6 protein-coding genes are annotated in these 12,593 nt (G+C 64.4%); 5 read left to right on the top strand and 1 reads right to left on the bottom strand.

Annotation, left to right across the window (positions count from 1 at the left end):
- Positions 1 to 86 precede the first annotated feature (86 nt).
- The 4 genes from E0D86_RS07825 to E0D86_RS07840 all read left to right on the top strand — a co-directional run bounded on the left by E0D86_RS07825 (position 87) and on the right by E0D86_RS07840 (position 6,834).
- A complete protein-coding gene (locus E0D86_RS07825; protein WP_131649448.1) occupies positions 87 to 1,574 on the top strand; it encodes a sensor histidine kinase in 1,488 nt (495 codons plus the stop codon).
- Positions 1,561 to 2,967 carry a sigma-54 dependent transcriptional regulator gene (locus tag E0D86_RS07830; protein ID WP_131649449.1) on the top strand — a complete coding sequence of 469 codons (1,407 nt, stop codon included), beginning with the start codon at positions 1,561 to 1,563 and terminating at the stop codon, positions 2,965 to 2,967. Before E0D86_RS07825 ends, E0D86_RS07830 begins: the two co-directional genes overlap by 14 nt.
- Before the next feature lie 203 nt (positions 2,968 to 3,170).
- Positions 3,171 to 4,136, top strand: a complete 966-nt coding sequence (locus tag E0D86_RS07835; RefSeq protein ID WP_131649450.1) for a TAXI family TRAP transporter solute-binding subunit — start codon at positions 3,171 to 3,173, stop codon at positions 4,134 to 4,136.
- Positions 4,137 to 4,287: 151 nt separating this feature from the next.
- Positions 4,288 to 6,834 (top strand): TRAP transporter permease, encoded by a 2,547-nt coding sequence (locus E0D86_RS07840; protein ID WP_131649451.1) that lies wholly within the window; start codon positions 4,288 to 4,290, stop codon positions 6,832 to 6,834.
- A 448-nt stretch (positions 6,835 to 7,282) separates the two neighbouring features.
- On the opposite strand, the gene E0D86_RS07845 is transcribed toward E0D86_RS07840, so the two are convergent.
- Positions 7,283 to 8,968 (bottom strand): Na/Pi cotransporter family protein, encoded by a 1,686-nt coding sequence (locus E0D86_RS07845; RefSeq protein ID WP_131649452.1) that lies wholly within the window; start codon positions 8,966 to 8,968, stop codon positions 7,283 to 7,285.
- A gap of 226 nt (positions 8,969 to 9,194) precedes the next feature.
- Between E0D86_RS07845 and recC the strand changes: the two genes are divergently transcribed.
- Positions 9,195 to 12,509, top strand: coding sequence for an exodeoxyribonuclease V subunit gamma (recC, locus tag E0D86_RS07850; RefSeq protein WP_131650020.1), 3,315 nt, complete (start codon positions 9,195 to 9,197; stop codon positions 12,507 to 12,509).
- Positions 12,510 to 12,593: the final 84 nt, after the last annotated feature.

A 12,593-nucleotide genomic window follows, 5' to 3' on the forward strand; every position in this document is an offset into this window, starting at 1 on the left:
CAACCGTTAACCCTTTGATTCATAAGTACTTTGCCGGCCGTCTTGTTCGCGTCGACGCTTCGGAAGCGGTTCTGTATCGTGCCGAAATGGCACATGTAGCAGTTTGGCAAAGAACTTCGACCCTGCGCGGCGCGTTGCTGTTGAAGGTCGTGATCCCGCTGGTGGCGATCATGCTCGGCTTCAGTTACCTGTTGCTGTGGACGGTCGAGCGCAACAGCGAGCGGCGTTTGCAGGAAGAGGTCGAGCTGGTCGCGCGTGCGGTTCGGCTGCCGCTCAGCGATAGCCTGGAAAAGCAGCATGACCGCACTTCGCAGCAGGTACTGGAGTCGGTGCTCGGAGTCGGTCGTGTTTACGGCGCCTATCTCTATGACCATCAAGGCGAGTTGGTGGCCTTTGCCGGAGCCATCGAGCCGGATCAGGATCAATCCTCGATTCAGGAGCTGACCGCCGACGGCAAGCGTCGTGGCGGCTATCAGCGCATCCGCGGGCGCGAGGTGTATTCCTACTTCGTGCCGCTCGAACAGAGCGGCGGACGCATCAACGGGTTGTTGCAGGTCACCCGTCGCGGGACGGATTTCGAGCGCGACACACGCCGGCTGCGCGTGATCGCCGGCATTTCCACAGCGGTGCTGGCGTTGGCGGCGGTCTGCATCGTCCTGCTCGGTCACTGGTCGGCCATCGGCCGGCATTTGCAACAGCTGACCCAGAGCATGGCGCGGGTCGCTTCGGGGGATCGCCGTCATCGCGCACCTCGCAGCGGCCCCCAGGAGATCGCGGTACTGGGTCGCGCGCTGAACCAGATGCTCGACAGCATCGCCGATGCCGAACAGCGCATGGCCGAGCAGAAGGCGCGCGAGGCGGAACTCGAAGCCCGCTTGCGGCGCACCCAGCAACTGGCCGCGGTGGGTCGCCTGGCGGCCGGTGTCGCCCATGAACTGGGCAGTCCGCTCAGCGTCATCGATGGCAAGGCGCAGCGTGTTTTGCGCAGCGAGCATCTGGAAGACGGGCAACGCAAGGGCCTGTTGCAGATCCGCAGTCAGGTGCAGCGCCTGAGCCAAATCGTCCGGCAATTGCTGGAATTTGGCCGCGCCGCCGGTCTCCCGGCACGACGGATGCCCGCCGATGTACTGGCGCATTCGGCGGCCGCCGCGGTGGCCGACGAGCTGGCCGCGCTGAAGGTCGCACTTACGCTCGAGGCGCCTGCCACGGCGCTGCACTGCGAGGTCGATCCGCCGCGCTTCGAACAGGCCCTGACCAATCTACTGCGCAACGCCGCCCAGGCCAGTCCGGGCGGTCGCGTGCTGCTGCGTTGGTGGCGGGAGGACGACTGCCTGCTGTTCCAGGTCGAGGACGACGGGCCCGGTGTGGCCGAGCAGCATCGCGCGGCGCTGTTCGAGCCGTTTTTCACCACCAAACCGGTAGGCAAGGGCAGTGGGCTCGGGCTCGCCGTGGCCCATGGCGTGGTGGCCGAATGTGGCGGCCGTATCGAATTGGTCGAAAGCTCGCTGGGTGGTGCGGCGTTTCGTATTTCTCTGGCGCTGGCTGATGAGGAGGATAAGGATGCAGCAGGATGACAGCGCGCCGCAGCGGGTGCTGGTGGTGGAAGATGACGACGGTCTGCGTCAGCTATTGGTCGAGGAGTTGGAAGACCGCGCGTTAACGGTGCAAGCCGTGGCCAGCGCCGAAGATGCCGTGCCGCTGCTGGAGAGCTGGGAACCGGATCTGGTAATCAGCGACCTGCGCCTGCCGGGCGCCGATGGCATGGCGCTGCTGCGGCGGGTCAAGGCAATGCAGGCGGCGCCAGCGTTTCTGGTGATCACCGCGTTTGGCAGTATTCAGCAGGCGGTGGCGGCCTTGAAGGAAGGCGCCGATGAGTTTCTGACCAAGCCGCTGGATCTGGATCATCTTGGTCTCGCCGTTTCGCGTGCGCTGGAGACCCGTCGATTACGCGGCGAGGTGCGGCGCTTTCAGCAGCTGCTCAGCGACGACCGCTTTCACGGCATGCTCGGTCGCAGTCGAGCGATGCGCGAGTTGTTCGACCAGATCCGCCAGCTGGCCCGCGCGGCTGGTCCCGTGCTGGTGATCGGCGAAAGTGGCACCGGCAAGGAGCTGGTCGCCCGCGCCGTGCATGCCGAGAGTGAGCGGGCGCAGCGGCCTTTCCTGGCGATCAACTGTGCCGGACTGCCGGCCGAATTGCTGGAAAGCGAGTTCTTCGGCCACGCCGCCGGTGCCTTTACCGGCGCCAGTCGCGCACACAAAGGGCTGTTTCAGCAGGCCGACGGCGGCACCCTGTTTCTCGACGAGATCGGCGAAATGCCGCTGCCGTTGCAGGCCAAACTGCTGCGCGTGCTGCAGGAGGGCACCATTCGCCCGGTGGGTGGCGAGCGCGAACTGAGCGTCGACGTACGCATCATCGCCGCCAGCAACCGTCCGCTGGAAACGGCGGCCGGCCGCGAGTCGTTTCGCGAAGATCTGTTCTTCCGTCTGGAGACCTTCATCCTTCAAGTGCCCCCGCTGCGCGACCGCGAAGAGGATCGCGAGCTGCTCGCCGCCGGTTTCGTCGCGCACTTCGCTGCACGTGACGGGCGACCCGTGCGTGGCCTGTCGCGCACCGCGCTGGAACAGCTGCGGCGCTATCCCTTCCCCGGCAACGTGCGCGAACTGCAGAACGCCATGGAGCGCGCGGTGACCTTCTGTCATGGGCGTGACATCGAGCTGGAGCATTTGCCGACCCGCATCGCCAGCTATCAGGAAAGCACGCCCGCAACCCGCGCCGACGAACTGCTCGGGCTGATGATCGACGGCCCGCTGCTGCCGACTCTGGACGAGCTGGAGATGCGTTACATCCGCCACGTGCTGGAGCGGGTCGAGGGCAACAAACGTCGTGCCGCAGCGCTGCTCGGGATCGGTCGTCGCACCCTGTATCGGCGCCTGGGTGAGAAAGAGCAGGACCCGGAGGAAGGCTGAGCCGTCAGCGACGCGCATGCTGGAACGCACGCCGGGCAACTGAGTCGAAATGTCCGGTCTCGATGTGCTGGCCGCCCTCGGCGCTTCACCTGCGTCGCTCACAGCGTTACGTGTGAAACCGATGGCCTGCTAGACTCCCAACTTCTCGCCAAATGCTCACGAGGTGCGGCGAGGCAATCCAACAACCAATAAGGAGTGAATCCATGAAAGGCAAATCCTTGGCATGGATATTTTCCGCCGCGTTGGCGGGGACCGGTCTGAGCGGTGTGGCTCAGGCGCAAGAACAATTCGTGACCATCGGTACCGGTGGCCAGACGGGTGTTTACTACGTTGCTGGTCAGTCGATCTGCCGCTTCGTCAATCGCAACGCTGAAGGCGTCAAGTGCAACGCGCCAGCCAGTGGCGGCGGTGTGGCCAACGTCAACGGACTGCGTAGCGGTGAGTTCAACTTCGGCATCATGCAGTCGGACCATCAATACAAGGCGATGGAAGGTCTGTCGCCGTTCGAGAAAGAGGGCGCGATGGACGACATCCGCGCGATCTTCTCCCTGCAGAGCGAAGTTTTCACCGTATTGGCGCGCCGTGACGCCAACATCAAGGGTTTGGACGACCTCAAGGGCAAGCGCGTCAACATCGGTAACCCCGGTTCCGGCCAGCGTGACACCCTGGAAGAAATCATGAAAGTGAAGGGCTGGGACCAGTCGGTCTTCAGTCTCGCAGCGGAACTCAAGCCGGCCGAACTGGCCAGTGCGCTGGGTGACAACAACATCGATGCCATGACCTACTTCGTCGGTCACCCCAACGGCGCGATTCAGGAAGCCACCACCACCGTTGATGCGGTTCTGGTACCGATCACCGGCCCGGAAATCGACAAGCTGCTGGCTGAGAAGACCTACTACACCAAGGCTGAAATTCCGGGCGGCATGTACGCCGGCAACGACAGCGCAACCCAGTCGATCGGTGGCAAGGCGGTGCTCTCCACCACTTCCAAGGTCGATGCTGAAGTTGTCTACAAGCTGGTCAAGTCGGTGTTCGAGAACATCGAGCGGTTCCAGCGTCTGCACCCTGCGTTCAAGGACCTCAAGCCGGAAGACATGATCAAGGTCGGCCTGTCCGCGCCTTTGCATGAAGGCGCCGAGCGCTACTACAAGGAACGTGGCTGGATGTAATGGCCTGGCAGACCGCTGAAGCTGCGGTCTGCTATCAGGTTTTGCTGCATCGATGCGGCGGGCGTTAACCCGCGGCATTCGCCCGAAAACCCGTGAGCCCGGTGCCACGGGTTTTCGTGGTTCCGTTACTTGAAAAAACAGGCCTCATTCCATGCAAGACAACCAACTGTCCACCGAAGAGCTCGTTGCCAAGGACGTCGGCGCGCGAATGCCCGAAGGTGCCATGGCGAAAGCGATCGCGGGCCTGGCCCTGCTCTGGTCGCTTTTCCAGCTGTGGATCGCCTCGCCGCTGCCCTTCATGCTGCGCTTCGGTGTGCTCAATGACACCGAAACTCGCTCCATCCATCTGGCTTTTGCGCTGTTGCTGGCGTTTCTGGCCTATCCGGCGTTCAAGCGTTCACCGCGCGATAGAGTGCCGTTGATCGATATCGCGCTGGGCCTGGTGGCTGCCGCCAGCGCCGCTTATCTTTTCATCTTCTATCAGCAGCTGGCGCAGCGCCCGGGCAACCTGACGACCGCCGATCTGGTCACAGCCTGCATCGGCATTCCTCTGTTGCTGGAAGCCACTCGCCGCGCACTCGGCCCACCGCTGGCGATCATCGCGCTGATATTCATCATCTACAGCCTGGCAGGGCCCTACATGCCGGGGCTGCTGGCGCACCGCGGGGTGAGCTTCACCGCGATGGCCAACCATCAGTGGATCACCACCGAGGGCGTGTTCGGCATCGCCCTGGGCGTATCCACCAGTTTCGTCTTTCTCTTCGTGCTGTTCGGCGCCCTGCTCGAACGCGCCGGTGCCGGGCACTACTTCATCCAATTGGCGTTCAGCCTGCTCGGCCACATGCGTGGCGGGCCGGCCAAGGCAGCAGTCGTCGCTTCGGGCATGACCGGTCTGATTTCCGGGTCCTCGATCGCCAACGTGGTGACCACCGGCACCTTCACCATTCCGATGATGAAGAAGGTCGGGTTTTCCAAAGAAAAAGCCGGTGCGGTGGAGGTGGCGTCCTCGGTCAATGGCCAGATCATGCCGCCGGTGATGGGTGCCGCCGCGTTTCTGATGGTCGAGTACGTCGGCATTCCCTATGTGGAAATCATCAAGCACGCCTTCCTGCCAGCGGCAATTTCCTATATTGCGCTGCTGTACATCGTGCACCTGGAAGCGCTCAAGCAGAACATGCAGCCGATCGGCACGCACCAGCCCAAACCCTGGCTGCGCCGCCTGACCGGCTTTGCCTTCGGTGCGGCGTTGATTTCCGGACTCTCGCTGGCCGTCTACTACGGTCTCGGCTGGCTCAAGCCGACCCTTGGCGATTACGCGCTGCCCGGCATTTCGGTGCTGCTGACGCTGGTTTATCTGGCGCTGCTGAAAATCGCAGCGAGCAATCCGCCATTGCCGGCTGAGGATCCGGACAAGCCGCTGGAAGAACTACCGAACACTCGTGCGGTGCTGCTTTCGGGGCTGCACTTCCTGCTGCCGGTTGTAGTACTGGTCTGGTGCCTGATGATCGAGCGGCTGTCACCCGGCCTGTCAGCATTCTGGGGCACGGTAATGCTGGTGATCATCCTACTGACCCAGCGTCCTCTGCTCAGCTGGATGCGCCGCGACGGGCACCAGCACGGCGGCTTCGTGGATGGCATCGTCGACCTGCGCGAAGGTCTGATCGCAGGCGCGCGCAACATGATCGGCATCGGTATCGCCACCGCGGCGGCGGGCATCATCGTCGGTGCGGTCTCGCAGACTGGCGTCGGTCTGGTGCTGGCCGATCTGGTCGAAATGCTGTCGATGGGCAATCTGTTCCTGATGCTCCTACTCGTCGCGGTCTTCAGCCTGATCCTCGGCATGGGCCTGCCGACGACCGCCAACTACATCGTGGTGTCCAGTCTGCTGGCGCCGGTGGTGGTGGCGCTGGGGCAGCAGAACGGGCTGATCGTGCCGCTGATCGCCGTGCACCTGTTCGTCTTCTACTTCGGCATCATGGCTGACGTCACGCCGCCCGTGGGGCTGGCCTCGTTCGCCGCTGCTGCGGTGTCCAAGGGCGATCCGATCAAGACCGGTGTCACGGCGTTCTACTACAGCCTGCGCACCGCAGCCCTGCCATTCCTGTTCATCTTCAACACCGATCTGTTGCTGATCGATGTCGGGCTATGGCATGGCATCCTGATTTTCCTGGTTGCCACGGGTGCGATGCTGGTCTTCGCTGCCGGTACTCAAGGCTACTTCCTGGTACGTAACCGCTGGTATGAAAGCGTGCTGCTGTTGCTGGTGGCCTTTACTCTGTTCCGGCCAGGCTTCTGGATGGACATAGTGCATGACCCCTACCGCGACATCCCGCCGGCGCAATTGGTACAGGCGCTGGAAGCCGTGGACGAGGACAGCCAGCTTCGCCTGCGCATTCGCGGCGAGGACGCGGTGGGCGACGCGCGGGAATTCAGCCTGTTGGTGGCAATTCCGAATGGAGCGACCGGCGAGGAGAAGCTGGAAAAGCTTGGCCTCATGACCTATGAGCAAGACGGCAAGGTGCTGGTCGACAGCGTCACCTTCGGCAGCCCCGCCGCCGAGCTGGGCCTGGAGTTCGATCAGGAAATCCTGGCGGTCCGCGCGCCCACCGATCGTTGGGCCAAGGAATGGATGTGGCTACCCGGCCTCGCGCTGTTCGGCCTCGTCGTCTGGATGCAGCGGCGTCGTAAGTCGAGCTAACTCGACTCACCGTTCAGTGTCACTCGAACCCCGTTCATGCGCATGCATGGGCGGGGTTTTTTCTTGCTGTCGCAGCGCCAGCCTCAAGCAATGAGTGAGCGAACCGGGGTCAAGCGCAAGGGCGGAATCAGGACCAAACCAGAAACATCTATCCCATAACGCAATGCTGTTCTTAAGTAAGTTCGCCCCGAGGTCGGGCCTTTCATAAAAGCACCGGGTGTTCACCTCGCCCTAGTGGACGCGCCCCGGCGAATGCGAGCAGAAGCCAGCCAAGAGCGGAAAAAATCCTCGCCCAGAGTCGGGCCTCCCACAAAAGCGGCAGATACGCGTCCAACCTGTGGGAGGCGCGCCCTCGCGGCGAATACAGGCCGCAGGCCTGTCCGAAATGCAGGCGTGCCTTGATCGACAGCGCTTATTGATCGGCATGCTCCTCATGGGCAGGCCTCGCCTATGCAGGCCTGCCCGGCAGATGATGCTCGGCCGGCGCCGCGTCATGGGATGTTTCGGCCGACGGTCGGCTCTTGCCGCTACCTGCGCCGTCCAGCGCCGCATAGGCCGCGCTGCAGAACAACGAGTTCAGCCGCTTCATGTCGGCGATCAGCTCCAGATGCGCCGCGCTGGTTTCGATGCTTTCGACCACCTGCTGATGCAACCGATGGACATGCGCATGGGCCAGTTCGCGTTCACGCTTGCGAAATTGCCGCTTCTGCTGCAGCAGTTGCCGCGCGCTGTGCGAATCGCCGGACAGGAATACCGACAGGCCGAGGCTCAGGTTGGCGCTGAGCAGGGCGTGCAACTGGCTGAGCTCATCCAGTCCGCTGTCGGAGAACGAGCGTCGCTTGGACGTCTTGATGTTCTGCACCTTGCCGAGCATGTGCTCGATGATGTCGCCAGCCTGTTCCAGGTTGATCGCCAGCTCGATGATTTCCGCCCAGCGCAGGCTTTCCTGCTCGGCCAGATCTTCGCGCGGCATGCGCGCCAGATAGAGCTTCACGCCGCTGTAGAGCGCATCGACATCGTCATCCAGGCGACGAATTTCCTCGCCCGGCTCCGGTCGGTCCTCGCGTAGCACTTCCAGCAGGCGCGCCAGCATGGTTTCCACCAGATCACCGATGCGCAGAGTTTCGCGTACGGCGTTGGCCAGGGCCAGGCTGGGCGTGTCCAGGGCGGTCGGGTCCAGATGGCGCGGCTGAGCGATACCGCCATCGAGCACACGCTCCGGCAGCAGGCGCTCGCATAACCTGGCCATCAGGCCCACCGTGGGCAGCAACAGCACGCAGCGCGCCGTGTTGTAGACCAGGTGAAAGGCGATGACCTGAGTCTGCGCGCTGTAGCCGAGCGTCGCCATCCACTCGACCAGCATTGGCAGGAAGGGCAATACCACCAACCCGGCGAGTTTGTACAGCAGATTGCCCAGCGCCACGCGGCGTGCAGATGCCGGTTGCGCGGTGGCGTTGAACCAGGCCAGTACGCCACTGCCGACGTTGGCGCCAATCACCACGCCGAGCGCCACCGGCAGGCTGATCAATCCGGCGCTGGCGAGGGTCGCGGTGAGCAGCACCGCGGCGAGGCTGGAGTAGGAGAGCACCGCGAACAGCGCGCCCACGACCACCGCCAGCAAAGTGTCGCCGGCCAGCGACGAGAACAGCACGCGCATGCCGCGCGCTTCGGTGATCGGCGCGGCGGCCTGGACGATCAACTGCAGGGCCAAAATGATCAGCCCCAGGCCGATCAGTACGCGCCCGAGCTGGCCAGCACGGGTCTGCTTGCGCGACAGAAACAGACAGACCCCGACCAGCGTGAGCACCGGCGACAGCCATGACAGGTCGAGCGTCAGCACCCGGGCCATCAACGCCGTGCCGACATCCGCGCCGAGCATGATCGCGAGGGCGGTGGGCAGCGCCATCAGCCCCTGCGCAACGAATGAGATCGCCAGCAATGCCGTCGCGTTGCTGCTCTGCACCAAAGCGGTGACGCCGATGCCAGCGGTAAAAGCCATCGGCGCGTTGGCCATACTGTGGCCGAGCAGCCGCCGCAGATGCGACCCATAGACCCGCATGATCCCGGTCCGCACGATATGCGTGCCCCAGACTAGTAATGCGATGGAGGAAAGCAGGTGCAGCAACGTCAACATCAGTGTGGTTCTCCGGCGAGCGGCAACGGCAAGCGTCTGCGCCGAGCGACGCGATACGAATCGAGGGATATCCGGTTGACCTTCGCGCTGTAGTGCCGTTCAAGAAACTGTCATGACTGGCCGGCGCGACGCAGGTTGTCGCGAGGCCGGTGCACGATGGCGCAGTCACTCGCTAGCCGGGCGGGTGGTCTGTAACCTACCCACTTCGCTTTTCAATGGTCTGCCCATGCTCAGTCTCTACCACGCTCCCGATCTGGAAACCCTCGGCGAACTGGCGACCACCTTGCTTGCCCAGCCACTGAGTGATCCTTTCGCGCCGGCACTGGTGGTGGTGCCGAGCCAGGGCATGGGCCGCTGGCTGACGCTGGAGCTGGCGCGCAAGCAAGGCATCGCCATGCAACTGGAAATGCAGCTGCCGGCTAAGTTCGTCTGGGACCTGAGCCGCACGGTGCTGGGCAGCCTGCCGGAGCAATCAGCCTTCTCGCCGACGACGCTTACCTGGCGCCTGTACGGCTGGCTGTGCGAGCCGTCCAACCTCGAACTGGCGCCCCGTCTGGCGCAATACCTCGACGGCGGCGACGAGCGCCGGCGGCTGAGTCTAGCGGCAAAGATCGCCGATGTTTTCGACCAATACTTGCTCTACCGCGACGACTGGCTGGCGGCTTGGGAACGCGGCGATACCCTCGATCTCGGTCCCGACGAAGCCTGGCAGGCGTTGCTCTGGTGCGAGCTGACCAAGGACGGCCATCCGCATCGCGCCCGTCTGCTCGACGATCTGCTGCAGCGTCTTTATGACGACGAACCCTTGCCCGGCTTGCCCGAGCGGCTGCTGGTGTTCGGCATCAGCAGCCTGCCGCCGCACCACTTGCGCGTACTCGATGGTCTGGCTCGGCATGTCGACGTGGTCGTCTGCGCGCTCAACCCGAGCCGCGAGGCCTGGGGCGAGATCCGCGATATCCGCGAGTTGGCGCGACAGCCAGAGAGCGGTGTCGATGATTGGTATCTCGACGTCGGCCACCCTCTGCTGGCGAGCCTCGGCAAGCAGGGCCGCGACTTCTTCGATTCGCTGTTCAGTCTCGCGACGAGCGAAGGTCGCCAGGAAATCGGCCTGTATTCCGAAGACGACGACCTGCGCGACGACAGCCTGCTGCACGCGCTACAGAACGACATCCTGCGCTTGCGCACCCGCTTGCCCGACGAGCGCATGACACTGGCCGAGGATGACCGTTCGCTGGAAGTGCATATCGCTCATTCGCCGCTTCGCGAAGTAGAGATTCTTCACGATCAGTTGTTGGCACGCTTCGCCGTCGATCCGGCGCTGAGCCCGGATCAGGTCGTGGTGCTGACCCCCGATATCGAGCGTTACGCGCCCTTTATCGAAGCGGTGTTCGCCCCGCGCGAGGGCAGCCCTCGGATTCCTTACAGCCTCGCCGATCGCAGCCTGCGCGCCGAAGTCCCGCTGATCGAAGCTTTCCTCGAACTGCTGATGCTGGCGCAGAGCCGCTTCGCCGCCGAGGAAATCCTCGCCTGGCTGGAGCAACCGGCCATCGCCCGTCGCGCCGGGATCGACAGCGAAGACCTGCCGCTGCTGCGCGACTGGCTGCGCGAGGCGGGTGTGCGCTGGGGCCGCGATGGCAGCCAGCGGGCGCGACTGGGCTTGCCGGACGAATCCGCCTTCACTTGGCGCCAGGGGCTGGATCGGTTGCTACTGGGTTTCGCCGCACCACCGCAACTGGCCGGCGACTCTGCCCCGCTGCTCGGTGAACATTGGCCTCTGGACGCGCTGGAGGGCGCGCGAGGCCAGCTGTTGGGTCGGCTGGTGGAGTTCGTCGAGCGCCTCGGCAAACTGGCCGATCAGCTGGCCCGACCGCGCCCGCTGGCCGAATGGGCGGACGACCTGCAAGTGCTGCTCGATACCCTGTTCGACGAGCGCGAGGCCGGCGACACCCTGCTGTTGCTCTCCCAGGCCTGTGCTTCGCTGCGCGACCAGGCGCAGGCGGCGGACCTCGAGCGCCCCATCGAACTGGAACTGGTGCATCAACAACTCAGCTCCGCACTGCAGCAGGGCGGCGGCGCCTCAGGTTTTCTCACCGGTGCGGTGACCTTCTGCACCATGGTGCCGATGCGCAGCCTGCCGTTCCGTGTGGTCTGCCTGCTCGGCCTGGACGACGGCGCCTTTCCACGGAGAACGCCGCCGTCGGGCTTCGACCTGATCGGCCGCCACCCCCGGCGCGGCGACCGTGCACGGCGGCTGGATGATCGCTACCTGCTGCTGGAGACGCTGCTCTCGGCGCGCGAGGCGCTGTACCTGTCCTATGTCGGCCGTGACCCGCGCGACAATGCCGTCTTGCCACCTTCTGTATTGCTCAGCGAGGTGCTCGAAGCCGTCGACATAACCGCCGTCTGCGAGAGCGAACCCGCTCGCGATCCTGCCCGCGCCGATGCCTCGCAGCCGAAGCAGCCCAAGGCCAGCGAGAAGATTCTCGTCGCCCACCCATTGCAGCCGTTCTCGCCAAATAATTTCGGTGGTGCCCCCTGCGCCGGTTACTCGCTGCCCTGGTTCCGTGCCGCCCAGCGCCTGGCCGAACCGCCGCAGACACAAGTGCAACCCTTTACCAGCCTGCTCGCCGAGCCCGACGAGGCCTGGCTGACCATTGAGCCGTCCCAGCTGTTGCAGTGCTTCCGCCATCCGTCGCGCTTCCTGCTCGAACAGCGCCTGGGTCTGCGCCTGGCCGATGACCAGGAGGCGCTTGCCAGCGATGAGCCCTTCGACCTGGAAATGCCCGCCTGGAACGGTCTGCGCCGCCTGTCGCTGCAAGCGCTGGAGCACGGCTGGAGCGATGAGGAAGAGCGGCGCATGGCCTGTGCCGCCGGCTGGCTGCCCACTGGCGAACTGGGCCAGGCGCTGTGGGGTAAGTTGCGCGGCCCGGTGCGCGCGTTCGCTCCGCGACTGTTCGAACTGCGTCCCGACGACGTACCCGAACCGCTCGCTGTGGATATCACCCTGGCGGGCGTGCGTATTCACGGCTGGCTCGACGGCGTGACGCCGGGCGGGCTGTTCGGCTGGAAGCTCGGCCGTCTCGGCGAATGGGACCTGTCGCCGTTCTGGCTGCGCCACTTGCTGCTCAACCTCGCCGCCACGCCCGGCATCGAACGCAACAGTTTGATGCTGTCGCCGGCCGGTGACTGGCAACTCCGCCCGCTGGCAAACGCCGCGCAACTGCTTGAACCCTGGCTCGCCGCCTATCGCTGCGCAATTCGTGAACCGCTGCCGCTGTTGCCGCGCAGCAGCCATGCCTTTGCCAAGGGCTATCGCAAGCCGGCCCGCGGCAGCGAGCCGCTCGAGTGCGCCCGCAAGCGCGCCCGCGAAGCCTGGCTGGGCGCCGAGTTCAGCCCCATCGCCGCCGAGTCTGAAGACCCGTGGAATGCTCTGGCGTTTCGCGACCGTGATCCGCTGGATGAACGCTTCGAAACCTTGGCCGAACAGTTGATCGGTCCGGCGCTGGATGCCCTGGCCCAGGACGAGGAGCAAGACGCATGAGCCTGTCGATTTTCTGCCCACACCGTAGGGTGCGCTCCGCGCACCGCATGCGTCGAGGCTTGGTGGTGCTCGAAGCGCGCCCTA

Source organism: Pseudomonas sp. IC_126 (genome assembly GCF_004331835.1).
GTDB lineage: Bacteria > Pseudomonadota > Gammaproteobacteria > Pseudomonadales > Pseudomonadaceae > Stutzerimonas.

Excerpts from the sequence above, each read along its gene's own strand:
- E0D86_RS07825 (WP_131649448.1), top strand. The coding sequence starts at position 87 with ATGGCACATGTAGCAGTTTGGCAAAGAACTTCGACCCTGCGCGGCGCG.
- E0D86_RS07830 (WP_131649449.1), top strand. The coding sequence starts at position 1,561 with ATGCAGCAGGATGACAGCGCGCCGCAGCGGGTGCTGGTGGTGGAAGAT.
- E0D86_RS07835 (WP_131649450.1), top strand. The coding sequence starts at position 3,171 with ATGAAAGGCAAATCCTTGGCATGGATATTTTCCGCCGCGTTGGCGGGG.
- E0D86_RS07840 (WP_131649451.1), top strand. The coding sequence starts at position 4,288 with ATGCAAGACAACCAACTGTCCACCGAAGAGCTCGTTGCCAAGGACGTC.
- E0D86_RS07845 (WP_131649452.1), bottom strand. The coding sequence starts at position 8,968 with ATGTTGACGTTGCTGCACCTGCTTTCCTCCATCGCATTACTAGTCTGG.
- recC (WP_131650020.1), top strand. The coding sequence starts at position 9,195 with ATGCTCAGTCTCTACCACGCTCCCGATCTGGAAACCCTCGGCGAACTG.